This is a genomic window from Neorhizobium petrolearium (genome assembly GCF_029854435.1).
Classification (GTDB): Bacteria; Pseudomonadota; Alphaproteobacteria; order Rhizobiales; family Rhizobiaceae; genus Neorhizobium; species Neorhizobium petrolearium.
Genome location: NZ_CP123000.1, coordinates 2,258,820 through 2,282,529, shown reverse-complemented (window position 1 = coordinate 2,282,529; position 23,710 = coordinate 2,258,820). Strand labels below are relative to the sequence as shown.

Below are 23,710 nucleotides of genomic sequence, written 5' to 3'. Positions count from 1 at the left end.
GCTTGACACTAAGTTCAGAAAATGAACAAATCAACGCCAATAAATTATAAAAATGATCTAAGGTGGTAAAATCCGCCCCATAAATCAACAAAACCAAGGGTGAACAATCATGACCATGTTTCTGAAAAGCCGTCGTTTTGCGCTTGCTTCCGCAGTGGCGGCGGGCCTCGTTTTTCCGATTGCGGCTAGCGCCGGCACGCTCAACGTGATGCAGACCGAAGCTCCGCGCTCCATGGATCCGGGCGATCAGACCGCGACCTATACAGCCGCTCTGCTTGATCCGATGTATGAAGGCCTCGTCAAGCGCGATCCCGATCTGTCGTTGAAGCCGGCGCTTGCTACAGAATGGTCGGCCGATGCCTCAGGACTCGTCTGGACGTTCAAGTTGCGCACTGACGTCAAGTTCCATGACGGCACGCCCTTCGATGCCGATGCTGTGGTCAAGAACTTCGCCCGTCATCTCGACACCAAGCGCGGTCTCGCCGCCAGCGGCCGCCTGCGCACGTTCCTCGAAGCCGTCACCGCAGTCGATCCGATGACGGTTCAGTTCAAGCTGAAGACCCAGTATCCGGCGTTTCTGGCGCTGTTGACCACTGGCCCTTGCCTGATCGTGAGCCCGACTGCTGACGCTGCCGGTACGATCGGCGCCAAGGCGGTCGGCACCGGCCCTTACAAGCTGCAGGAATACAAGTCCGGCGAATATGTTCTGCAGGTCAAGAACACCGAATGGTGGGGCGGCGCCCCGAAAGGCGAGGACGAGGTCAAGTGGACCTGGACGCCCGAACCGTCCGTCATGAACATGGCGCTGCAGACAGGCGATGCCGACGTCATCAACCCGTTCCCTTCCGCCTTCGCCCAGCAGGTCAAGGCCAACCCCGAAATGCAGCTCAGCACAACGGATGGCTCGGCCGTTTTCTGGGTCTCGCTCAACACCAGGATGAAGCCGCTCGACGATGTGCGTGTCCGTCAGGCGCTGAATTACGCGACAGACCGCGAAGGCATCGTCAAGGCTTTCATGCAGGGATATGCGACGCCGGCCAATTCGCCATTGGCGCCGGTGACGCCAGGCTATGACAAGTCGCTCGCGCCTTATACCTATGATGTCGAGAAGGCGAAGCAGCTCCTGAAGGAGGCCGGTTATCCGGACGGCTTCGCGATGACCACCATCGTGCAGGAGCAGGAAGCCCGCATCGGTGAACTCCTGCAGGCCATGTGGGCCAAGGCAGGCGTCAAGCTCGAAGTGCGCAAGATGGAAGGTGGCGTCTGGTCGAAGGCGGCTTTCCTCGACCCGGCAGGCAAGGAGAAGGACAATATAGGCTCCTCGATCGCGTCCTGGTCGTCCGGCGTCAACGGCGCCGACCTGCAGTTCCGTCCACTTTATTATTCGAAGAGCGCCTCGCCGGCCGGCGCCAATCTTGGCTTCTTCTCCGATCCAAAGCTCGACGAACTGATCGACAAGGCTGCCTCGACGCTCGACGATAAGGCCCGCAACGCGATCTATGTCGATGCCCAGAAGGTCGTGAACGAGCAGGCGCCCCATGTGCTGCTCTATACGAAGCAGGACCTTTTTGCGACGCGCGCCGGCGTCAAGGGCGCGTGGGTGATCCCGGGCGGCCTGATTGTCGTCAAGGAAGCCAGGAAGTAATACGAGGAGTATGCGGCGGGTGGGTCTGTCCCGTCCGCCATCTGCTCCGGTCAATTGGAAGGTGTCGGCCCTACTGTTCGTCATGCTCGGGCTTGTCCCGAGCATCTATCCACATTGGACGTGGTTAGATGCTCGGGACAAGCCCGAGGATGACGTCGGGTGGTGTGGCCATGTCGATAGATCGTGAAGCTTTCCGGTATGGGAGAGCCTGAAATGAAAATGTAGAAGGCGGATGAAAGCCTATATAACCAGGAAATTGCTGGCCCTGCCGCTGATCCTGATCGGCGTGTCGCTGCTGGTCTTCGTGGCGATCCGCGCGCTGCCGGGCGATCCGGCGCGGCTGATGGCGGGACCCGAAGCGACGCAGGAAGCGGTCGATAACATGACGGCACGGCTCGGTCTCGACCGCAGCCTGCCGGCGCAATACGCCTCCTTCGCCTATGGGGCTGTGAGGGGCGATCTCGGTGTTTCGATCAAATCCAAGCTGCCCGTCGTCGACGAGATCGCCGAGCGCCTGCCGTTCACGATCGGGCTTGCGATCACCGCCTATCTGATCGCCATCGGCATCGGCGTGCCAGCCGGCATGATCGCGGCGATCTACCGGCATGGCTGGCCCGACCAGATCGTCATGATCCTTGCCATTGCCGGTGCCTCGATCGCCAATTTCTGGCTGGCGTTGATGGCGATGAATACGTTTTCCGTCCAGCTCGGCTGGCTGCCGTTGCTCGGCGCCGCGTCCTGGAAGAGTTTTATCCTGCCGTCGATCACGCTTGCCGTGCTGCCGACCGCAGTGATCGCCCGCATGACGCGGTCCAGCATGATCGAAGTGATGTCGCAGGATTATATTCGCACTGCCTATGCTAAAGGGGTGGCGCCGCGGACGATCTACTGGAGCCACGCGCTGCGCAACGCGCTGATCCCGATCATCACCATCGTCGGCCTCAATTTCGGCAGCCTGATGGGGGGCGCGGTCGTCACCGAATCTGTCTTCAACTGGCCGGGCATCGGACGGTTTCTTGTCGATGCCGTGCGCTATCGCGACTATCCGGTTATCCAGGGCGTGACACTGGTTGCAGTCGCCGGTGTCGTCGTCATGAATTTCCTGGCGGAGTTGCTGATCGCCCTCCTCAACCCGAAGATAAGGTTCGACTGATGGCGACGATCGAAACCGGCAATGATATTCCCGAGGCGTCGCGCCGGCCGGTCTTGATCAGGGCCTTTCGCTGGGTCGCGAACCATCGCAGTATCGCGCTCGGCGGCTTCCTGATCGGCATCATCGTGCTGGCCGCGATCTTCGCGCCACTGATCGCGCCCGCCGATCCTTATGTGCAAGATCTGCTCGCGACCATGGAGCCGCCGTCCTGGGCGCATCCCTTCGGCACGGATGACAATGGCCGCGATATCCTTGCCCGCGTCATCTACGGCGCACGCATCTCGCTGATCGAAGTGGTCTTGAGCGTCGGGTTGGCGGTCGCCGTTGGTGTGCCACTCGGCATCCTTTCCGGCATGAGCGGCCGTTACGTTGATCAGGCGATCATGTGGACGATGGACATTCTCTTCGCCTTTCCGGGCATTGTGCTCGCCATCCTGATCGTCAGCGTGCTCGGCACCAGCCTCGTCAACCTTCTGATCGCCATTGCCATTTTCTCGGTGCCGGTCTACGCGCGTCTCAGCCGAAATCTCACGCTTGGCCTGAAGAGCATGGACTATGTCGAAGCCGCAATCTCGCTTGGCGTTTCGCGTCGCCGCATTATGACGCACTATATCCTCCGCAATGCGATCGGGCCGATCATCGTGCAGTCGACGCTGACGGCAGGGACCGTCATCTTGTCCGCCGCGAGCCTGTCCTTCCTCGGTCTCGGCGCCCAGCCGCCGTTGCCGGAATGGGGCGCCATGATGAGCGACGGACGCAATTATCTCGGCCTGAATATCTGGATGTCCCTGTTTCCGGGCCTCGCAATCATGATCACCGTGCTCGGGTTCAACATCCTGGGTGATGGGCTGCGCGACCTTCTGGATCCGCGTAAATGACGATCGCGACCGCCACGTCTCACACCACAGGCCGGACCGGGCCGGCCGGACCGGTCTTCTGCGTCGATATCGGCGGGTCTTTCATGAAGTTTGCCGTCTCGCCCGTGCCCGGTGCGCTGATGCCGCTCGGAAAGGTGGCGACACCTGCCGCGGATTGGGGCCGGCTCTCGTCTTTGCTGGCGTCGCTGGTCGCGCGCAACGCCCATGAAGGCGATCCGGCATCTCCGCTCGCGCTGTCGATCGCGGGCCTCATCGATCCGCGCGACGGTGTTGCGACATCGGCCAACATTCCCTGCATTACGGGGCGGCGTATTGGCGACGAGCTTGCGGAAATTCTCGGCCGGCCCGTGCTTGCCGCCAATGATGCCGATTGCCTGACACTTGCAGAGGCGAACGAGGGCGTTGGCCGTGGTCACTCGGTCGTCTTCTGCGCCATCATGGGCACGGGCATTGGCGGAGGGTTGGCAATCGACGGGCGGCTGGTGCGCGGCGCCGGCGGCGTCACCGGCGAATGGGGGCATGGCCCGATCTTGAACACGACCGTCGAACTCAACGGTGAGACGCTGCATATACCAAGGTTTTCCTGCGGTTGCGGCCAGTCTGGCTGCGTCGACACGATTGGCGGCGCACGTGGCATCGAGCGGCTGCACCACTTTCTGCACAGCCAGGAGGAGACGAGCTACCGCATCCTCGAAGACTGGCAGATCGGCGGGGCGAGGGCGGTGAAGACCGTTGCCGTCTGGCTTGAACTGATCGCCGACCCGTTGGCGCTCGCGGTCAATGTCACTGGCGCTTCGATCGTGCCGGTGGGGGGCGGGCTTGCTTCCGTGAGGCCGCTGATCGATGCGCTCGACAAGGCGGTGCGCAAACGCATCCTCAACCGTTTCGATCATCCGCTGGTGACACCCGCACTCCGCCAGGAAGACGGCGGATTGGTCGGTGCTGCCGTGCTCGGCCACCAGGGAGGCTGATTTGCCGGTGCTTCTCGAAGTCTGTGTCGATAGCCCCGAGGGGCTTGCCGCCGCCGTCACCGGCGGAGCGAACCGTGTTGAACTCTGTGCCGCGCTCGATGTCGGAGGCCTGACTGCACCGCCCGGCATGATGGCGCTTGCCGCAAGGGTACCGATACCGGTCTATGCGATCATTCGACCGCGTGCGGGCAATTTCATTTTCGATGCCGACAACGAAGCGGCGATGATGACCGATATAGAGGCCGTGCGGGCGGCGGGCCTGGCTGGTGTAGTGATCGGTGCGAGCTGCCCGGACATGACCCTCGACCTGCCAATGCTCAAGCGTCTGATGGCATGCGCCGAAGGCCTGGGTGTGACGCTGCACCGGGCTTTCGACCTGGTTCCCGACCCTTTTGAAGCTTTAGAACAGGCAATCGAGCTCGGGGCCGAGCGCGTCCTGACATCGGGTCTCAAGGTGAGTGGTCCGGAGGGGGTCGACCTTATCCGTCAGTTGATGGAGCAGGCGGGAGGGCGCATCTCGATCATGCCCGGCGGCGGTATCAACCTTTCCAATGTCGAGCGGGTCGTGCGCGAAACCGGGGTGCATGAAGTTCACAGCTCCTGCCGCCAGCCGGTCGAATGCAGGGACGAACGCGCGATTGCCTTCGGATTTCAGGCGCCTGTCTCCCACGAGACGAGTGGCGAGATTGTGCGCAAAATGCGGAGCCTGCTCGACAAGCTATGTTCAACGGGAATCTGATCGGCATAGGCGAGGCGATCTGCGGTGCTTTTTCCGCATGACGCCGGATATTGCTACTTCAGTTCATGCACAGAGACTGCGGAGCGTTTCGAGCTTCTTAAGTTCGACGCAACGAATGCTGCGCAGCTTGATCAGACCGGCCGAACGGAGTTTTGCGAAAACGCGCGACACCGTTTCGATTGTCAGGCCTAAATAGTCGGCGATATCCAAACGGCTCATCGGCAGGTCGAAATATTCGATCCCGCCCTGGCGATCCGCCATGTCGACCAGGAATCCGGAGATCCGCTCCACCGCCGTCTGGCGGCCGATCATCATGATATGCTCGTGGGCGCGCAGCATGCCGCGCAGCGCCAGCGTGAGAAGCTCCGGAGAGGCTTCGCCGTTTGCAGGGCGGCTGATGGCACGCAGCCCTGTTTGGGTAATGGCTTCGGCGAAGAAACTATGGGTCCGGTCCGCCTCGAACCCAAAGGTCTCCCCGGCCAGATGGAAGGCAATGACCTGCCTCCTTCCATCCGACAGCAGGCGATGCACGCGCACCGCGCCGAATTCGACCTGGTAAAATGTGCCGGCCTTGTCGCCGGGAGCATAGATTTCCGCTCCTGCATTGAAGGTGACGACGGAATATGTCGACGGGAAACCCGCTGTCGGAGATACGATCGACATGGGCCGGCCCGGTGCAAGTTCCCGTCGCATAGCATGAGCGGCTGCGGTCTGCATATCGTCCTGCATATCGTCGATTCTCCCCTTTGCGATCTCAGGATGCCTCACGACGGAGCAGGGATAAATTCGGTTGTATCACTAGGGGTATTTACGTAGTGGAGGGGGAGGAAGCGGTTCGGACAAATTGTCAGGTTGCTCGTGCGACGTGTTTCACGAGATCCACCAGATCGGCGCCATCAAAAGGCTTTGTGAGGGTGAGCCATGGATTGTTCTCCATAGGCGGAGACATGCCGTCGGTGAGCAGGATAATCGCATGGCCCGAAGCGAGGAGTTCCTGCCGGAGGTCGTGATGGCCACGCAGTATCTGATCATCGACGATCATACAACGCACTGGCGTGACGGGAACCCGGCCCTTGCCCCAGGAATCATAGGCTTCGACCTGATATCCCTCCACCTCGAGCGCGAATGTCAGCGATTGCCGGAGACCAAGATCCGGAGCGATAACGATGATTATCCCCGATGATGCCAGCACAGAACTTCCCGCGGATGGGACGGTCGAACTACCGCTTGCATCAGGCCTCTAGAGCCTATCGGAGTTATGCGCTTTGCGTTAGATCAAGAAATCCGAAATAATTTACGGAGCTCATTGCCAGGAGAAGCCCACGGCTATCGCCATGCGGACGAGCTGAGGCAAGCTCCTCGCCTTCATCTTGGCCATGACGTTTGCTCGATGTACCTCGACCGTTCGAGGGCTGATATCGAGATCATAGGCAATGGACTTGTTCGGAAGACCGGCAACGACGGCAGCCAGCACCTGCCGCTCCCGGTCGCTTAGGCTTTCAAGGCGCGTCAGCACTTCCGTTGTGCTGTCGACATCGAGCGGTTTGTCCGGGATCTGTCCGGCGGCACGCCGGATCGCTTCGATGATGATGATGTCTTCGAAGGGTTTTTCGATGAAATCGACAGCGCCCGCCTTCATCGCCTCCACGGCCATCGGAACATCGCCATGACCGGTGATGACAACTGCCGGGATCTTCGCACGGGTTAAAGTCAATCTGCGGATCAGCTCGACACCCGTCATGTCAGGCATGCGCAGGTCCGTCACCAGTATGCCATTGCGGATGCTGGGCGCGAATTGCAGGAAGGATGAGGCCGTTTCATGGACGCGCACGGCAAAGCCGTTCATGGTCAGCATGAAGGCAAGGGACTTCCTGACCGCCTCCTCGTCATCGACGATATGGACCGTATAGTCACCTGTCTGCATTCTCACGTTCCCCCATGTCGATCGGAAGCGTGAAACGGAACGTCGCCCCTCCAGCCGGATTGCGCGACACCGTCATCTCCCCGCCGTGAGCTTCAATGATGCGTTTGGAAATCGAAAGGCCTATCCCCATGCCGCCTGCCTTGGTGGTGACGAATGGTTTGAAAAGCTGGTCGGTAATCTCGCCAGAGATGCCCGGCCCGGTATCCTGGACGATCACGGCCATCATGTCATCGTTTTCCTGGACGGTCCGGATTGCGAGCTCGCGCCGCGGGCTGCCTTGCATGGCTTCGATGGCGTTGCGCATCAGATTTGTCAGAACCTGCTGTATCTGTATGCGATCCGCTACGACTGTTTCCGTGCCAGGCGTGAACTCGAAAATCGTCTGGACACCTTTCTCGCGCGAACCGACAAGCGCCAAAGCGCCGGCGTCTTCGATCAGCCGGCGAATGTTTTGAGGCGATTTTTCCGTTTCACCTTTGATGACGAATTCACGCAACTGCTTGATGATCTGCCCGGCGCGGAGCGATTGATTGGCGGTCTCCTCCAAAGCCTCGCGCATGCGAACCGCAACCGGTTCGTCCATGTCGCGCAAAAGACGTGCACATCCGTGGACATAGTTGGCGATAGCGGAGAGCGGCTGGTTAAGCTCATGGGCAAGGGTGGAGGCCATTTCGCCCATTTCATTGAGGCGCGCGAGCCGAGCCAGCTCTCCCTGCATTTCCTGCAGGCGCGCGGCCGATTCCTCCCGTTCCGTCAGGTCTCGGACGAAGCCTGTGAAGAAGATTTCTCCATCTGTATGAGTTTCGCCGACAGCGAGCTTCATTGGAAAAGTCGAGCCATCCTTGCGGCGTCCGAAGACGACGCGATCGATGCCGATGATCCGCTTTTCGCCGGTCCTCAGATATCTCTCCATGTAGCCGTCATGCTCCCGACGATAAGGCTCCGGCATCAGTATGCGGAGATTCTGCCCGATCACCTCGTCTTCCGAATATCCAAACTGACGGACCGCCGCCGCGTTGAAGGAGACGATCGTTCCGTCCTTGGTGGCGACGATGCTGGCATCAAGCACGGTGTCGAGCACGGAACGAAGCTGGGCCTCACGGGAATCCGCCTTGACCTGAGCTCTTTCGATTGCCTTGCGGGCGGAATGGAGCATTTGTCCGATCAGGGCTATGATCACGCCGACAATGCCGATGGATACCATTTCCGAAGATGTGGCACCTCGTGGCGAAAAATCCCTGATCGCATAGACTGACAGAAGCGAAAGGGCGACGGCGAAAAGAGAAAAGCGCATGCCGCCGATAACCGCGGCGATCAGAATTGGCGGGACGAAGAAGACGAATATCGGCCCCTCGACAGACACGCCGTAAAAGGCAAGGCGCAGCACAAAGGCGATCAGCACGCTCGCTGCCGCGATGAAGTAACCTTCGGCGGCAGAAAACCGACGACTTAAGAAAGATTGGATGAAATCATCCGTTCTATCGGCGACCGTGCGCATATCCATGATGCTCACCCGCCGCCGACTGCTCGAAGAAAAATCCCTTCCATCTGTGCATACGAAACCCAGCTGCCTCTCCCGGAACGGCTTTTAGCATGATGTATGACACAACGTCCAATGGTGGCGGTGATCACACTCTCGGCATTGCATATGCTTTTTTCGTGTTTGCTCGGATAAAGGGAGATGGTCCGGTTCTCAAAAAAGAAAAGCGGCGCTGACGCCGCTTTTCGCCGGTGGTGGGCGGTCTTCTGAACTGATTGTGGCGAATTGGGCCACATTATTGCTGCGGGATGTTGGCGATTTTGACGTAGTCTGCCCAGGCCGCGACTTCTTTCTTCAGATATTCCTGGCCTTCTTCCGGCGTGCTGATGAAGATATCGCCGCCCTGATCGGTCACGAACTTCCTGACGTCGTCCTGGCTGAGGACTTCCTTGGTCCAGCCATTGATCTTGTCGATGATGTCCTTCGGCGTTTCGGAGGGAACCATCATGGCAAACCAGCCGACCTGATCCATCGGATATCCTTCCTCTGTCATCGTCGGAACGTCGGGTGCGCCTGGAATGCGCTTGGCAGAGCTGACGGCCAGCAGGCGATAGCGGCCCTCGCGAAGCTGGGAGAGCGAGAAAACCGGATCCTGGGCTGCGAAAGTCATCGCGCCGCTCATGATATCGTTCATCGAATCGGCGCTGCTCTTGTAGGAGACCTCAACCGTCTCCAGGCCGGCCTTCTCCTTGTAGATAGCGGCCAGAACCTTGCCGGAAGTGTTGTTGACGGCGTAGCTTGCGTTCGAACCTTCTTTTTTCAGGTATTCGGTGAGTTCCTTCATATTCTTGATCGGGCTGGAAACCGGTACGGCGATCATGTGCGGCTGCTTGTTGATCGTTGCGGCGATCTGAAGGTCCTTTACGACATCGATCGGCGGCTTCTTGAACATGTGCATATTGCCGGCGACGGCGCTGCCGGTGTGGAAGAAGATGGTGTAGCCGTCCGGCTTTGCGCGGGCGACATATTCGGCAGCGATATTGCCGCCGGCACCCGGTTTGTTCTCTACGATAATCGTCGCACCCGAGAGCTTTGCGATCTTTTCCGCAAAGTAGCGGACGATGACGTCTGCGCCGCTGCCGGCCGGAAACGCACAGATCATGCTGATAGTCTGGCTTGGAAAATCCGCCTGGGCAGCGGCTGGCGACAACCCGAGGACGGAGCCTCCGAATGCGAGCGAGGCTGCAAGCATGAAACGACGAGCGATCTTCTGCATAAAGTTCCTCCCAATGAACGACCCGGCGTTGCATCAAAGCCGGTCAGCCGCGTCTCCCAATGCGACTTAATGCAACATTGTATAATTATATTTGATTTAATCAACTGTTGCGGATAGAAAACGACGCACGCGAAACTGCTTCCGGGAGAGGACAGAATGACCATCAACACGACAACCAGATCCGCTGCCGCGCTCGACCTAGACCGCTTTCGGCTCAGGAATTTTGTCGAGGGCTTGAATGCCGATGAGTTGGATGTCCGGGAGGAAAAAGTCGATCTCGCCGATGTCGCGGCCATCCTGCAGAACAATCCGAAGGCTGTCTGGTTCAGGAATGTCGGCCCGGAGGGGCAGGAACTGGTCGGCAACGTTGTCGGCAGCCGGTCGCGTCTTGCCAAGGCTTTCGGCGTGCCGGCGGGCGAGGTTGCTCTCGAAATGCGCCGCCGCCTGTCGCTGAAGCCCGAACTGGTCAAACTTTCGAAGGATGAGGCTCCGGTGCAGCAGGTCGTTTTGACCGGTGCGGATGCGGATCTGCTCAAATTGCCGGTCCACGTGCAGCACGCGCTCGACGGTGCGCCCTATATATCGGCAACGATCGATTACACGATCGACCCCAAGAACGGCCGCTACAACTGCGGCATGCGACGCCTGATGCTGCGTGGCCCGCAGGAAGCCGGTGTCGACCTGATCGCGCCCAGTGATCTTCGCGTCATGTATATGGCCTCTGCCGAACGCGGCGAGCGCCTTAACGTCGCCTATGTGGTCGGGTGCCATCCGATCGACATGGTTTCCGCGACGATGAAAGAGCCCGTCGATGAGCTCGAGCTCATTTCCTCGCTGAGGGCTGCGCCGCTGCCGGTCGTCAAATGCGTTACGAACGACATCATGGTGCCGGCCGATGCCGAAATGGTCATCGAAGGCTATTTCGACGAGCGTGGCTATGTCGAAAAGGAAGGTCCCTATGGCGAGTATCTCGGCTATTACGGCGTCGTGAAGACTAATCCGGTTTTCCACGTCACGGCGATCACTCACCGCAAGGATGCGCTGTTCCAGACCGCCACCATCAGCGGCAATCGCATGGACTATACCGATACGTCCAATCTTGAGGCGCTCCGTATGGAGATGAACGTCTGGAAGATCCTTGGCGAGGTGGTGCGCCAGCCGGTTGCCGTCTATGCGCCGGTCGCCGCCGGCGGCTCGATGAGCATGCGCTTCTCCATCCGCCAGACCTATCCGGGCGAGGCGCGTTCTGCGCTCTATGCGGTCCTTGGCGCGGTCGGCGTCAAGAACGTCTTCGTCGTCGATCCAGACATCGACATCTTCGACGACAGTCAGATGGAATGGGCGTTCGGCACGCGTTTCCAGGCGGACCGCGATCTCGTGATCGCCACAGGCGTGCGGCTGTCGCCTCTCGATCCGTCGCTGCACGGCGCCCGTTCCGGCGCGAAAGCCGGTTACGATCTGACCTGGCCGGTGCAGCATGCGCAGAACTGGGAACTGGTGACGCCACAGGCTCCTTCCTATCCCGGCGAACGTTATCCTTCACTCGAAGCGGCGCTGAAGGCGGGCCCGAAACATTTCGAGGAATTGATGGCTGCCGTCGGCAGCCGTGATGGCCGGGAAGTGGTGCGCGAACTCGACACCTTCCGGTCGAGTGGGCTGGAGCGCGACGAGCGCGGCCGTTATTACCTTCCGAAGTAAGCTGGATTACATATCGGCACGTTGTGCTTGCTGATGGGGCCTTCCGGCAAATGGTCCGGAAGGTTTCCATGTCGAGGTGATATCGGCTCGTTCAGTCCCTGAGGCTTTGTGCAGTTTCTCCACGACGTGGCACAGGTGCGGCACGTGCAACTCCCGCGTATCAGAACTGGAACCAGGATTGCGACTTTAGGTATTTTTTAGTGCATTGCGATGATGCTGTGGGAGTTTTTCAGCACTCGCTTGAATTCAATTGTCAATAGTCGCGGAAATTCTATAACCTGATACCGCATTGGCATCGGGGACGGCGCATGTTCCGATTGACGGAGTTTTCCGACATCGACTTGGATCAGCTGTTCCACCTCTCGCCCAATCCCTATGTCCTTCTCGACCGGGAATTGCGGTTCGTGAGGACAGACGATGCCTCTCTCGCGGCTATCGGGCGCAGCCGCAAAGAGCCTCTCCCGCGTCGTGTGTGCGATGCGTTTCGCGAAGCAAGCCCGGCAACGGGACGATCATTCGCATCTATTTGCCCCATTTCATAGGCGAGGACGACGCCATTATCGAGAGCTCCAACGTGCCGATTACCGTGCTGCTGGTCGAAGACGAAGCCCTGATCCGCATATCGACGGCGGACCTCCTGCAGGATTCCGGCATGAGTGTCGTGGAAGCAGGCTCGGCCGATGAAGCGCTTGCCGCCATGGGAGACCATCCGGTCGACATCCTCGTCACCGATGTGAATTTGCCGGAGATGAGCGGTCCGCAGCTCATCCTGAAGATAAGGGAAACGCTGCCGCACCTGCCGGTTATCTTCGCGACGGGCGACAATAACGTGCCGGGGATGGAGGAGCTCGAACATTCCGCGGTGATCGTCAAGCCGTACGAATATGAAATACTCGTCACCCATATCCACGCTATGGTCCCGTCGCGAGCCGGCGGCTGAGCCGCTAATCCTCCTTCATGCCGGTAGCCACTTCGGTCTTGCGCAGCAGCCAGAGGATGATGATGCCGATCATCGTTGCCGCGAACGCAACGACCCACATGCCGAATCCGACGCAAAGCCCGATGGCACCCGATAGCCACATGCTGGCGCCGGTGGTTAGCCCCTTCACGTCGCCGCGCGTGTAGATGATCACTCCGGTGGCCAGGAAGGCGATGCCGGCCGTGACCGCCTCGATAAGGCGGATGGGATCGATCCGGATGGTATTCGGCAGATCGCCGAACTCGTGCATGATTTGAAGGCCGACGAGTGTGAACACTGCGGCGGCAAGCCCGATCAGCATATTGGTGCGCAAACCCGCCGGGTTCCTGCGGAATTCCCGTTCGAGGCCGATGAGGCCGCAGAAAATTGTGGCGCCAATCAATCTTGCCAGCAACACGTCAATTGTCACCGGCGCTTCGTGTGAAAATTCCTGGGCGAGACTGTTCAGCATGAGTGGTCGAGTTCCGATGTCACGTTTCAGTGACAGCGGAACTGATCCAGGCTCTTATGGTTCCGTCGCTGTCGTTGATGCTTTCAGATGTGCCCGCCGGCCTCAACGATGACCCCGGTCAGGCTGCCGGCTGCCGGAAAGAGTGGGATGAGGCAGGCCTGCAGGGCGTGATAGATGTCACCCTTGCCAGGAAAGAGGGTATGGGCCGGGACGAGGTCTTCCGTCAGTTCCTCGTGCCAGCCGCCGTTTTCATGGTCGATGAACCGGTTCGCAATCGTTCCCCAGATCAGCCGATAGCTATCCTCATAGAAGCGATCCGCCGGCAGAAGCTCATTTAGGAAATGTGCCGCCCCCACTGCCTCACACATCGGCCACCAGAGCTTGCTCACCTTGGCCGGCCTGTCCTGCCAGTCGAGCGTGTAGAAGAAACCGCCTTTCTCCTTGTCCCAACCGAGTGACATGGACTGTACGAAGAGCGATTTCGCGGCCTCGGGCATCCAGGCGTGCTTCTTGCCGCCGAGGGTCCAGAGCTGCAATACGAGGCGCGCCCATTCCAGCCAGTGGCCGGGCGTCGTGCCGGCCGGGCGGAACATCTCGTCGGGATGGTAATAATCCTTGTCGATCGTCCATTCCGCATCGAAATGCTCGGCAACCCGGAAGCCGACGCTGCCGGCACACCGGCGGATGACGAGATCGGCAATGCTTTCGGCCTTGTCGAGATAGGCTTTCTCGCCGGTCGCCTCGAAAGCGGCCATCAGCGCCTCTGTCAGGTGCATGTTGGAGTTCTGGCCGCGATAGGTTCCGCCATCGACCGGTGACCAGTCGCGATTGAATTCCTCCGCGATTGCGCCGTGGCGGGTTTCCCAGAATTTGGTTTTGAGAACCTCGGTGATGTCGGCCAACATTCTGTCGGCGAGCGGATGGCCGGCAACCTTGGCGGAGGAGGCGGCCAGCAGTACGAAGGCGTGGCCATAGCCCTGCTTGGCGGAATCGGCCGCGCCGTCATCATTGACCTGCCAGAAATAGCCGCCATGCTGCGTGTCGCGATGGCGTTCCCAGAGATAACGCATGCCGTGGTCGATCACGTCACCGGAGCCGGGGCGGCCGAGCAGGTAGCCGATCGAGAAGCAGTGGACCATCCGCGCGGAAGCATGGATGCCCCGGGTCGGATTGGCGCCGCCGAGCGGTGCTCCCCGGTCATCGAAATCGAAGAAACCTCCTTTCGGGTTCACGGCCCGGTATTGGAAGAAATCGAAAAGCCCGTCCGCCTGATCCAGCAGCCAGCGCCGATGATAGGGAAGGCTCGCCCAGTTGGCGGCTATCTGACTGTTGTCGCTCATGGGATACCTCGGAATCTCTGGTGGGGTACGTAGCTCAACGCCTATAACGCCAGGTCGGTTTCCTGTCATCGCTGAATCCTCGACCTGGTCATATCAAATCCGATCCAAGTTATATATTGACATAAAGATATGTTTATGCGGTTATTGAGTGATCCAAAGATGATAAGGATATGTCATGTTCGATGAACTTTTCGGCCCCGAAGCCTCTCGGCGCGACGGCGCGGAAATTCTCGCGGCACTTCAGGCCGCAGCGCGGGAGCGCATCCTGGTCATCGACGGCGCCATGGGCACTCAGATCCAAGGCCTCGGCCTCGACGAGCAACAGTTCCGAGGCGAGCGTTTCGCCGGCTGCGCCTGCCATCAGCAGGGCAACAACGATCTTCTGATCCTCTCGCAGCCGCAGGCGATCGAGGAAATCCATTATCGTTATGCAAAGGCAGGGGCGGATATCCTCGAGACCAACACCTTCTCGTCGACCCGCATTGCCCAGGCCGACTACCAGATGGAGAATGCGGTCTACGACCTGAACCGTGACGGTGCGCGCCTGGCGCGCCGTGCAGCGCTGAGGGCCGAGAAGGAGGACGGGCGCCGCCGCTTCGTCGCCGGCGCCATCGGGCCGACCAATCGCACCGCCTCCATTTCCCCGGATGTCAACAACCCCGGTTACCGCGCGGTGACATTCGACGACCTGCGGCTTGCCTATGGCGAGCAGCTCGATGGCCTTATCGACGGCGGCGCCGACATCATCCTCATCGAGACGATCTTCGATACGCTGAACGCCAAGGCGGCGATCTTCGCCTGCGCCGAGCGTTTCGCCGAGAAGGGTGTCCATCTGCCGGTAATGATCTCCGGCACGATCACCGACCTTTCCGGCCGCACGCTCTCCGGCCAGACGCCGTCCGCCTTCTGGTATTCCGTGCGCCATGCCAAGCCGTTCACGATCGGCCTCAACTGCGCGCTCGGCGCCGATGCCATGCGCCCGCATCTGCAGGAGCTTTCGTCGGTTGCCGATACCTTCATATCGGCCTATCCGAATGCCGGCCTGCCGAACGAATTCGGCCGCTATGACGAGACGCCGGACGACATGGCGCGCCAGATCCGCGGCTTTGCCGAGGAGGGGCTGGTCAATGTCGTCGGCGGCTGCTGCGGTTCGACGCCCGAGCACATCCGCGCCATTGCCGAGGCGGTCGCGGCGCATGGTCCGCGCGAAGTGCCGGAGCACAAGCCGTTCATGGCGCTTGCCGGCCTCGAACCCTTCGTGTTCACCAAGGACGTGCCTTTCGTCAACGTCGGCGAGCGCACCAATGTCACCGGTTCGGCCAAGTTCCGCAAGCTAATCACCGCCGGCGACTTTACCGCAGCACTCGCGGTCGCCCGCGACCAGGTGGAGAACGGCGCCGCGGTCATCGACATCAACATGGACGAGGGCCTGATCGATTCCGAAAAGGCGATGGTCGAATTCGTCAACCTCATCGCCGCCGAGCCGGATATTGCGCGCGTGCCACTGATGCTCGACTCCTCCAAATTCGAGATCATGGAGGCCGGCCTGAAGTGCGTGCAGGGCAAGCCGGTCGTCAACTCGATCTCGATGAAGGAAGGCGAGGAGAAGTTCCTCGCCCAGGCGCGGCTCCTGCGCAATTATGGCGCGGCGGTCGTCGTCATGGCTTTTGACGAGCAGGGGCAGGCGGATACCTACGAGCGCAAGGTGTCGATTGCCGAACGGGCTTACAAGCTCCTGACCGAAGAGGCGGATTTCCCGCCGGAAGACATCATCTTCGACCCGAACATCTTTGCGGTCGCAACCGGTATCGAGGAGCACAACAATTATGGCGTTGCCTTTATCGAGGCGACCCGGACGATCCGCGAGAAGATGCCGCTGGTGCATGTCTCGGGCGGTGTCTCGAACCTCTCCTTCTCCTTCCGCGGTAACGAGCCGGTGCGCGAGGCAATGCATGCCGTGTTCCTCTACCACGCCATCCAGGCGGGTATGGACATGGGCATCGTCAATGCTGGCCAGCTCGCGATCTACGAGAACATCGATCCGGAACTGCGCGAGGCCTGTGAGGATGTCGTGCTCAACCGCCGCGACGATGCGACCGAACGGATGCTCGAAATCGCCGAGCGCTATCGCGGCGCCGGAACCAAGGAAGCAAAGGCTCAGGATATCGCCTGGCGTGAATGGCCGGTCGAGAAGCGGCTTTCGCATGCGCTCGTCAACGGCATTACCGAATATATCGAGGCGGATACGGAAGAGGCACGCCAGTCGGCCGAGCGGCCGCTGCATGTGATCGAGGGGCCGCTGATGGCCGGCATGAACGTGGTCGGCGACCTGTTCGGCTCGGGAAAGATGTTCCTGCCGCAGGTGGTGAAATCCGCTCGCGTCATGAAGCAGGCGGTGGCCGTGCTCCTGCCCTATATGGAAGAGGAGAAGCGCCTCAATGGCGGCGACCAGAAGAAGTCCGCCGGCAAGGTGCTGATGGCGACCGTCAAGGGCGACGTCCACGACATCGGTAAGAACATCGTCGGCGTCGTGCTTGCCTGCAACAATTACGAGATCATCGACCTCGGCGTCATGGTGCCGGCCACGAAGATTCTCGAGACGGCCATCAATGAGAAGGTCGATATCATCGGGCTTTCGGGCCTCATCACGCCGTCGCTCGACGAGATGGTGCATGTCGCCTCCGAAATGGAGCGGCAGGGTTTCGATATCCCGTTGCTGATCGGCGGAGCCACCACGAGCCGTGTCCATACGGCCGTGAAAATCCATCCGCGCTATGATCGCGGCCAGGCGGTCTATGTCAACGATGCGAGCCGCGCCGTCGGCGTCGTCTCCTCGTTGCTCTCGCCCGAAGCGAGGTCCGGCTATATCAGCACCGTGCAGGCGGAATATGCCAAGGTGGCCGCGGCCCATGCCCGTTCTGAGGCCGAGAAGACGCGCCTTTCGATCGCGCGCGCCCGCGACAATGCCGAAAAGCTCGACTGGTCGGACTACAGGCCGACGAAGCCGCAGTTTACCGGCACGAAGGTCTTCGAGACCTACGATCTGGCGGAATTGGCGAAATACATCGACTGGACGCCATTCTTCCAGACCTGGGAACTGAAAGGACGTTTCCCGGCGATCCTCGAGGATGAGAAGCAGGGCGAGGCAGCCCGTCAGCTCTATGCCGATGCTCAGGAGATGCTGGAAAAGATCATCGCCGAAAAGTGGTTCCGGCCGCGCGCAGTCATCGGTTTCTGGCCGGCCAATGCGGTTGGCGACGACATCCGCCTCTTCACGGACGAGGGCCGCAACCGGGAACTGGCGACATTCTTCACGCTGCGCCAACAGCTTTCGAAGCGGGACGGCCGGCCGAACGTGGCGCTTTCGGATTTCGTTGCGCCGGTTGCGACGGGCCTTCAGGATTACGTCGGCGGTTTCGTGGTGACGGCAGGCATCGAGGAAGTGGCGATCGCCGAGCGCTTCGAACGGGCGAACGACGATTATTCGTCGATCCTCGTCAAGGCGCTGGCAGACCGTTTTGCAGAAGCCTTTGCGGAATGCATGCACACGCGTGTCCGCAGGGAATTCTGGGGCTATGCGGCGGACGAGACACTTTCCTCCGACGATCTGATCGCGGAAGCCTATGCCGGTATCCGGCCGGCCCCCGGTTATCCGGCCCAGCCTGACCATACCGAAAAGGCGACGCTGTTCCGGCTGCTCGACGCGGAAAACGCGACCGGTGTCGAGCTCACGGAAAGCTACGCCATGTGGCCGGGCTCGTCCGTTTCCGGCCTCTATATCGGTCACCCCGCATCCTATTATTTCGGCGTCGCGAAGGTCGAGCGGGACCAGGTCGAGGACTACGCCAGGCGCAAGGGCATGGCGATCGAGGAGGTCGAGCGCTGGCTCGGCCCGGTTCTCAACTATGTACCGTCGTCCGGCCGGGATGCAGTCGACGACGCAGCATAGGTGGAGCCCGAAAGGGCGCGGGATGGTGCCCCTTCAGCCTGCTCGCAAAGATTCGAAAACCTTTGATCCATCATGCTCGGGCCTGTCCCGAGCATCTGCAAACCGCTGACGTCTGCAGATTCTCGGCACAAGGCCGAGGGTGACGTCGAGAGTTATCAGGTTTGCCGGATCACATCACTCGCGGACGATCAGGAAGTCGCTGGCGTTGAAGCACAGCGTCACGGTCTCGCCCGCCTGCGGCATGACGGCGTCCGGCGCATTGAACATGTCGAAGGAAATCTGGTCGCCGCCGACGTCGATCTTGGTGCGTATCACCGAGCCAAGGAAGTGCGAGGAGGTGACCTTGCCGGTCAGCGACGTATCGCCTTTGGCGTTGTCGGAAAGCGAGCCGGCTTCCGGGCGAAGTGCGATGGACAGTTTGTCGCCGCCTTTTAGCGCACCTATGGGTTCCCGCAACTTCACCACATTCTCGCCGACCTTGATCGTGTTGGCCGCAGGATCGACGACGACCGCGTCGATTATGTTGAGCGTGCCGACGAAGGAGGCAACGAAGCGGGTGGCAGGACGGTTGTAGATTTCCGATGGCGTGCCGATCTGGTCGGCCCGGCCGGCATTCATGACGACGATGCGGTCGGAAATCGACAACGCCTCTTCCTGGTCGTGGGTCACGAAGACCGTGGTGATGCCGAGCCGGCTCTGGATCTGGCGGATCTCCTCGCGCAGCGACACGCGGATCTTGGCGTCGAGCGCCGAAAGCGGTTCGTCGAGCAGCAGGACTTGCGGTTTCGGGGCAAGTGCTCTCGCCAGCGCCACGCGCTGCTGCTGACCGCCGGACAGCTGGTAGGGGTAGCGGTCGGCGAGATGTTCCAGATGGATGAGTTCCAGCATCTCCTTCACGCGCGTCTCGATCTCGCTCTTCGGCTTGCCGGCAACCTTGAGGCCGAAGGCGACATTGTCGAAGACGTTCATATTCGGGAAAAGCGCATAGGCCTGGAAGACCATGCCGATATTGCGTTGGTTGGTCTTGAGCCGGTTCTGGTTCTTGCCGTTGATAACAACCGTTCCGTCGCTCGGCGTCTCGAAGCCGGCGATCATCCGCAGCACGGTGGTCTTGCCGCAGCCGGAGGGGCCGAGAAAGGAGACGAACTCTCCCTTTTCGATCGCCATGCTGAAGTCCTTCACGACCTGAACCTGTCCGAAACTCTTCTTGATGTTTTCGAGTACCAAGAACGACATGCAGGAAATTCCTCAAGGACGCGAAGGCGCCAGTTTGCTGAAACGGGACACGAGCTGGATGAGCCCCATCGAAAGCCAGGTGACGGCAAACGCGATGATGGCGAGCGCGGACGGCTCGTAGGCCTTGTTGGCGCCGACGAGTTGCAGGTAGGGGCCGAAGGCAGGGCGGTTGAGAAGCGCTGCCATGGTGAATTCGCCCATGACGATCGCAAAGGTAATGAAGGCGCCGGACAGAACGCCCGACATGACGTTCGGAAAGATGCAGCGGAACATGATGGTCGGCCATTTGGCGCCCAGGATCTCGGCGGCCTCCGTCAGCGTTCTCACATCGATCGCCCGCATCGCCGTATCGACGGAACGATACATGTAGGGCAGTGAAAGCGTGATGTAGGAAAGCACGAGCAGCGCGTTCGTGCCCTGGGTCGAGCCGGTGAAGGGCAGCCAGGACGAGGAGTTGTAGAGGCGCAGGTAGCCGAAGACGATGACGATGGCCGGGATGACGAGCGGCATCAGGGTGATGAATTCGACGACCGGGCGCATCTGCGGCAGGCGCAGCCGCACCCAGTAGGCGGTCGGCACGACCAGCAGCATGCCGAAGATGATGGTGAAGAGCGCCATCAGCATGGAGAAGCCGAAGGTCTCGCGAAACTGCATATCCGAGAAGACGGATTGATAGGCGTCGAAGGAATATTCGCCGCGCCGCATGCGCAGCGAGAACTCGAAGGTGCCGATCAGCGGCACGAAGAAGTAGATCAGGCCGATGGCGATGGCGATCCAGGCCAGGATCTTGCTCGTCTTCATTTCTGCCACCGTTCAGCGCGGGTGCGCAGCCAGATGTAGAGGATGTTGGAGATGCCGGTGATGACGATCATGCCGAGTGCCAGCGCATAGCCGAGATTGGCGTTGTGCAGCACATCGCCGCGAATCTGGGCGTAGAGCAGGATCGGCACGATGTTGAGCGAGGAGCCGGTCAGCGCATAGGCCGTTGCGATTGCGCCGAAGGCATTGGCGAAGAGAAGCAGCGTCGTGCCCATCAGGCTTGGCCAGAGGATCGGAAGCGCCACCATGCGCCAATATTGCCAGGTCGAAGCGCCGAGAATTTCCGAGGCCTCGCGCCATTCCCTCTTCATGCCGTCGAGTGCCGGTGTCAGGATCAGCACCATCAGCGGAATCTGGAAGAACATGTAGGTGATGGTCAGGCCGAAGAAGGAGAGGATGTTGAAGCCGGTCGAGTAGAGGTTGAAGCCAAGCCAGTCGCGCAGCAGAATGGTGACGAGACCCGTGCGGCCGAGCGTGGCGAGGAAGGCGAAGGCAAGCGGTACGCCGGCGAAGTTGGACGCGACGCCGGAAAACGTCAGCAGCCCCGAGCGGACCCAGGGGGGTACGCCGCCGAGCACGATCGCCCAGGCGAGAAAGAAACCGATCACCGCGCCGCCGATGGATGATGCGACCGAGACCCTGATGCTGATCCAGTAGGCGCTCATGATCGACGGCGTGAAGAGGTCGACGATGTTCTTGAAGGTGAACTCACCGTCCGGCGTGAAAAAGGCGCCCGTCACCAGATAGAGCGTCGGGATGATCAGGAACATCAGCGCGAAGATCATGAACGGCGCGATGCCGAGCCAATCGACGACAATGCGGCGGTCGATGAAGGACGTGGTGGCGGTGCTCATGCGTTCCGGTTTCGCCCGAGAAAGAAGAAGGTCTCCCCGCAAGTCGCGGGGAGACTGATTGCGTCACGTTACTGCACGTTGGCGCCGACAGTCGCATCCCACTTCGTGGTGATCGCGGTCTTGCCGGCTTCCTGCTCGGCAAGCGTCGGGAAAACGGCCTTTTCATAGGCTGCGGCCGGCGGCAGGGCGTCGAGGAGTTCCTTCGGGATCTTGTTGTTCTTGGCAAGATCATTGAAGCGGATCGGGTGGCAATAGCCCTTCAGCCAGCCGAGCTGACCTTCGTCCGAATAGAGGAATTCCATCCAGAGCTTGGCGGCGTTCGGATGCGGGGCGAAGGCGGAGATCGCCTGGACGTAGACGCCGGCGACGACGCCGGAAGCCGGAACGACGACTTCGACGGGCGGGTTGCCCTTGAGGCTGTCGCGCCAGGAGAGGCCGTTATAGTCCCAGGCGATGACGATCGGAGTAGACCCCTGGGCAAGCGAGGCGGATTTGCCGATGACCGGGACGAAATTGCCGGCCTTGTTGACCTCGGAGAAGAACGAAAGACCGGCGGCGCCCGCCTTGGCTGAATCCTTTTCACCGGCAGCCAGGCCAGCGGCATAGACGGCCTGGACAGCCTGGTTCGACGCGCGCGGATCGCCGGCGAGAGCGACGGAGTTCGCGAGCTCCGGCTTCTTCAGGTCGGCCCAGTCCTTTGGCGCGTCCTTCACGATGTCGGTGTTCACGACGAAGGAGAGAACGCCGTAATAGTCGCCATACCAGTAGCCTTCGGCATCCTTGGCGCTATCCGGAATAGTATCCCAGGTGGAGACCTTGTACGGCATCAGCAGGCCCTCTGCCTTGGCGGAAGGGCCGAAGGAGAGACCGACGTCAATCACGTCCGGAGCCTGAGGCCCCTTGTTGCCCTTGTTGGCCTTGATGGCTTCGATCTCGTCGCCCGAGCCGGCATCCGGGTTCAGTTCGTTCACTTCGATGCCGTACTTGGCCTTGAAGGCTGCGATCACGTCGCCATAGCCGCACCAGTTATGGGGCAGGGCGATCGTGGTCAACGTGCCCTCCTTCTTGGCGGCAGCAATCAGCTCGGCGCTCGGCTCGGCGGCGGCGAGGCTCGCCGAAGCGATGACGATGGCAGTCGTCATCGAAAGAAGACGTTGGGTCCTGTTGAGCACGGTATCCTCCTAGGGTTCAGGTCGCGTCGGGCGCGACTCGTAGAGCCAGTTTATGTATCGTATATGACAGCCCGGAGCGTGAGCATTTGCTCATAAAACCCGGATTTGCCGGCATATTCCATTTGCCTCCGATGTCAGTCGGAGCGGGTCTGACGGTTGGGGCGGCGGAAAAGTCTTGACCGCTCGAACAGGCCTTCCAGAGAGTTCATGCGTTCGCGTGTCTCCTCCCATGTGGCGCTCTGTACCGCCTCGATCAGCGCCTCCACAACGAAGAGAGTGATAACGGAAGAATCCCAGGCGGACGGCGCTTCGATCCGTATTTTGAAGACGTGTTGCGCGTATTTCGCAACGGGGGACGACCAGACATCCGTGAACAAGATGATGACGACGCCGTTTGCCTTCGCGGCCTCCGCTAGCGTCGCCATCTCCTGCTCGTAGCGGCGGATATCGAAAATCACCAGCACATCACCGGCGCTCATATTGAGCACGTGCTGCGGCCAGGAGCTGGAATTGTTGGAAATCAGCGTCGTCTTCGGACGGATGACCTGCATATGGGTGAAGAAATATTCTGCCAGAGCGCCGGTGATACGGCCGCCGACGAAATAGATGCTGCGATCGCGGTCACGCAAAAGTGCAGCCGCGTGCTCGAAGGTCGTCGTGTCCAGATCAGACAAAGTATCACGCAAGTTGGCAGTGATAGCATCGGCAAAACGGTTGAGGATATGTGTGCCGGGCGCGTTGGAGGCCCAGCGGTCGTGTTTCGCTATCGGGTTGGAGATCGTCGCTTCGAGCTCCTGGTGCAAATGCGACTGGAACTCCGGGTATCCCTTGTAGCCGAGCTTCTGCACCATGCGCGCGACCGTCGGCGTCGAAACGCCTGCATTGTCCGCGATCGTCGTGATGCTGCCAAGCCCCGACACGGGATAGTTCTCCAATAGGCTGTCCGCCAACTGTTTTTCCGCGCGCGTCAGGCTGTCGTAGCGAACACGAATGACATCCGATACGGTGCGTGCTGTTGGTGGCACGAAAGCTGTTCCCTCCGGTCTGCGCCGGTTTCCTGACGGAATTAACAATCGTTTCCGAGGAGAAGTCAACGGTGCTTTTGAAGAGAAATTTTCAGAATCTCATTGACGGCGACAGGAAAGT

At 60.3% G+C, this 23,710-nt stretch carries 20 protein-coding genes; 8 read left to right on the top strand and 12 right to left on the bottom strand.

Features of this window, described 5'->3' with window-relative positions; translation table 11 throughout:
- The first annotated feature begins 109 nt into the window (after positions 1–109).
- From QEO92_RS11535 to QEO92_RS11515, 5 genes are all read left to right on the top strand, one after another.
- Positions 110–1,645 carry an ABC transporter substrate-binding protein gene (locus QEO92_RS11535; protein WP_227703101.1) on the top strand — a complete coding sequence of 512 codons (1,536 nt, stop codon included), beginning with the start codon at positions 110–112 and terminating at the stop codon, positions 1,643–1,645.
- A gap of 232 nt (positions 1,646–1,877) precedes the next feature.
- Positions 1,878–2,798, top strand: coding sequence for an ABC transporter permease (locus tag QEO92_RS11530; RefSeq protein WP_037147642.1), 921 nt, complete (start codon positions 1,878–1,880; stop codon positions 2,796–2,798).
- A complete protein-coding gene (locus QEO92_RS11525; RefSeq protein ID WP_037147639.1) occupies positions 2,798–3,676 on the top strand; it encodes an ABC transporter permease in 879 nt (292 codons plus the stop codon). Before QEO92_RS11530 ends, QEO92_RS11525 begins: the two co-directional genes overlap by 1 nt.
- Positions 3,673–4,647, top strand: a complete 975-nt coding sequence (locus QEO92_RS11520; RefSeq protein WP_227703100.1) for an ROK family protein — start codon at positions 3,673–3,675, stop codon at positions 4,645–4,647. The genes QEO92_RS11525 and QEO92_RS11520 overlap by 4 nt, the downstream gene beginning before the upstream one ends.
- Before the next feature lies 1 nt (position 4,648).
- Positions 4,649–5,386 carry a copper homeostasis protein CutC gene (locus QEO92_RS11515; protein ID WP_037147636.1) on the top strand — a complete coding sequence of 246 codons (738 nt, stop codon included), beginning with the start codon at positions 4,649–4,651 and terminating at the stop codon, positions 5,384–5,386.
- A gap of 63 nt (positions 5,387–5,449) precedes the next feature.
- On the opposite strand, the gene QEO92_RS11510 is transcribed toward QEO92_RS11515, so the two are convergent.
- The 5 genes from QEO92_RS11510 to QEO92_RS11490 all read right to left on the bottom strand — a co-directional run bounded on the left by QEO92_RS11510 (position 5,450) and on the right by QEO92_RS11490 (position 10,066).
- Positions 5,450–6,115: a helix-turn-helix domain-containing protein gene (locus QEO92_RS11510; RefSeq protein ID WP_407721196.1), complete on the bottom strand. Its 666-nt coding sequence runs from the start codon at positions 6,113–6,115 to the stop codon at positions 5,450–5,452.
- A 118-nt stretch (positions 6,116–6,233) separates the two neighbouring features.
- Entirely contained in the window at positions 6,234–6,578 is a 345-nt protein-coding gene (locus QEO92_RS11505) for a response regulator transcription factor (RefSeq protein WP_052182707.1), read from the bottom strand.
- 111 nt (positions 6,579–6,689) lie between these two features.
- Complete coding sequence (gene fixJ, locus QEO92_RS11500; protein ID WP_037147634.1) at positions 6,690–7,310, bottom strand: response regulator FixJ; 621 nt, start codon at positions 7,308–7,310, stop codon at positions 6,690–6,692.
- The gene (locus tag QEO92_RS11495; RefSeq protein WP_037147631.1) at positions 7,297–8,814 is read right to left on the bottom strand and encodes a PAS domain-containing sensor histidine kinase; all 1,518 of its coding nucleotides are present in this window, start codon (positions 8,812–8,814) and stop codon (positions 7,297–7,299) included. Before QEO92_RS11495 ends, fixJ begins: the two co-directional genes overlap by 14 nt.
- A 271-nt stretch (positions 8,815–9,085) precedes the next feature.
- Positions 9,086–10,066 carry a Bug family tripartite tricarboxylate transporter substrate binding protein gene (locus QEO92_RS11490; RefSeq protein WP_037147629.1) on the bottom strand — a complete coding sequence of 327 codons (981 nt, stop codon included), beginning with the start codon at positions 10,064–10,066 and terminating at the stop codon, positions 9,086–9,088.
- Between the two features lie 156 nt (positions 10,067–10,222).
- On the opposite strand from QEO92_RS11490, the gene QEO92_RS11485 reads away from it, so the two are divergent.
- Complete coding sequence (locus QEO92_RS11485; RefSeq protein WP_037147626.1) at positions 10,223–11,764, top strand: UbiD family decarboxylase; 1,542 nt, start codon at positions 10,223–10,225, stop codon at positions 11,762–11,764.
- A 526-nt stretch (positions 11,765–12,290) separates the two neighbouring features.
- Entirely contained in the window at positions 12,291–12,704 is a 414-nt protein-coding gene (locus QEO92_RS11480) for a response regulator (protein WP_227703099.1), read from the top strand.
- Between the two features lie 4 nt (positions 12,705–12,708).
- Here QEO92_RS11480 and QEO92_RS11475 read toward each other — a convergent pair whose 3' ends face one another.
- Complete coding sequence (locus QEO92_RS11475; RefSeq protein WP_037147622.1) at positions 12,709–13,194, bottom strand: MgtC/SapB family protein; 486 nt, start codon at positions 13,192–13,194, stop codon at positions 12,709–12,711.
- 83 nt (positions 13,195–13,277) lie between these two features.
- A complete protein-coding gene (locus QEO92_RS11470; RefSeq protein ID WP_227703098.1) occupies positions 13,278–14,534 on the bottom strand; it encodes an AGE family epimerase/isomerase in 1,257 nt (418 codons plus the stop codon).
- A gap of 175 nt (positions 14,535–14,709) precedes the next feature.
- Here QEO92_RS11470 and metH point away from each other — a divergent pair, with 175 nt between their 5' ends.
- Positions 14,710–18,483: a methionine synthase gene (metH, locus tag QEO92_RS11465; protein ID WP_037147617.1), complete on the top strand. Its 3,774-nt coding sequence runs from the start codon at positions 14,710–14,712 to the stop codon at positions 18,481–18,483.
- A 174-nt stretch (positions 18,484–18,657) separates the two neighbouring features.
- Here metH and QEO92_RS11460 read toward each other — a convergent pair whose 3' ends face one another.
- The 5 genes from QEO92_RS11460 to QEO92_RS11440 form a co-directional block, all read right to left on the bottom strand.
- A complete protein-coding gene (locus QEO92_RS11460) occupies positions 18,658–19,719 on the bottom strand; it encodes an ABC transporter ATP-binding protein (RefSeq protein WP_037147615.1) in 1,062 nt (353 codons plus the stop codon).
- A gap of 12 nt (positions 19,720–19,731) precedes the next feature.
- Positions 19,732–20,520 (bottom strand): ABC transporter permease, encoded by a 789-nt coding sequence (locus QEO92_RS11455; protein WP_037147612.1) that lies wholly within the window; start codon positions 20,518–20,520, stop codon positions 19,732–19,734.
- Positions 20,517–21,392 (bottom strand): ABC transporter permease, encoded by an 876-nt coding sequence (locus QEO92_RS11450; RefSeq protein WP_227703097.1) that lies wholly within the window; start codon positions 21,390–21,392, stop codon positions 20,517–20,519. The genes QEO92_RS11455 and QEO92_RS11450 overlap by 4 nt, the downstream gene beginning before the upstream one ends.
- Positions 21,393–21,460: 68 nt before the next feature.
- Complete coding sequence (locus QEO92_RS11445) at positions 21,461–22,564, bottom strand: ABC transporter substrate-binding protein (protein WP_227703096.1); 1,104 nt, start codon at positions 22,562–22,564, stop codon at positions 21,461–21,463.
- A gap of 134 nt (positions 22,565–22,698) precedes the next feature.
- Complete coding sequence (locus QEO92_RS11440) at positions 22,699–23,589, bottom strand: MurR/RpiR family transcriptional regulator (protein WP_210053267.1); 891 nt, start codon at positions 23,587–23,589, stop codon at positions 22,699–22,701.
- Between the last annotated feature and the right edge of the window lie 121 nt (positions 23,590–23,710).

What these genes read in the sequence shown, in the direction of transcription:
- QEO92_RS11485 (WP_037147626.1), top strand. Translation starts at nt 10,223, where the DNA reads ATGACCATCAACACGACAACCAGATCCGCTGCCGCGCTCGACCTAGAC.
- QEO92_RS11535 (WP_227703101.1), top strand. Translation starts at nt 110, where the DNA reads ATGACCATGTTTCTGAAAAGCCGTCGTTTTGCGCTTGCTTCCGCAGTG.
- QEO92_RS11460 (WP_037147615.1), bottom strand. Translation starts at nt 19,719, where the DNA reads ATGTCGTTCTTGGTACTCGAAAACATCAAGAAGAGTTTCGGACAGGTT.
- QEO92_RS11520 (WP_227703100.1), top strand. Translation starts at nt 3,673, where the DNA reads ATGACGATCGCGACCGCCACGTCTCACACCACAGGCCGGACCGGGCCG.
- fixJ (WP_037147634.1), bottom strand. Translation starts at nt 7,310, where the DNA reads ATGCAGACAGGTGACTATACGGTCCATATCGTCGATGACGAGGAGGCG.
- QEO92_RS11455 (WP_037147612.1), bottom strand. Translation starts at nt 20,520, where the DNA reads ATGAAGACGAGCAAGATCCTGGCCTGGATCGCCATCGCCATCGGCCTG.
- QEO92_RS11530 (WP_037147642.1), top strand. Translation starts at nt 1,878, where the DNA reads ATGAAAGCCTATATAACCAGGAAATTGCTGGCCCTGCCGCTGATCCTG.
- QEO92_RS11450 (WP_227703097.1), bottom strand. Translation starts at nt 21,392, where the DNA reads ATGAGCACCGCCACCACGTCCTTCATCGACCGCCGCATTGTCGTCGAT.
- QEO92_RS11525 (WP_037147639.1), top strand. Translation starts at nt 2,798, where the DNA reads ATGGCGACGATCGAAACCGGCAATGATATTCCCGAGGCGTCGCGCCGG.
- metH (WP_037147617.1), top strand. Translation starts at nt 14,710, where the DNA reads ATGTTCGATGAACTTTTCGGCCCCGAAGCCTCTCGGCGCGACGGCGCG.
- QEO92_RS11495 (WP_037147631.1), bottom strand. Translation starts at nt 8,814, where the DNA reads ATGGATATGCGCACGGTCGCCGATAGAACGGATGATTTCATCCAATCT.
- QEO92_RS11490 (WP_037147629.1), bottom strand. Translation starts at nt 10,066, where the DNA reads ATGCAGAAGATCGCTCGTCGTTTCATGCTTGCAGCCTCGCTCGCATTC.
- QEO92_RS11470 (WP_227703098.1), bottom strand. Translation starts at nt 14,534, where the DNA reads ATGAGCGACAACAGTCAGATAGCCGCCAACTGGGCGAGCCTTCCCTAT.
- QEO92_RS11510 (WP_407721196.1), bottom strand. Translation starts at nt 6,115, where the DNA reads ATGCAGGACGATATGCAGACCGCAGCCGCTCATGCTATGCGACGGGAA.
- QEO92_RS11475 (WP_037147622.1), bottom strand. Translation starts at nt 13,194, where the DNA reads ATGCTGAACAGTCTCGCCCAGGAATTTTCACACGAAGCGCCGGTGACA.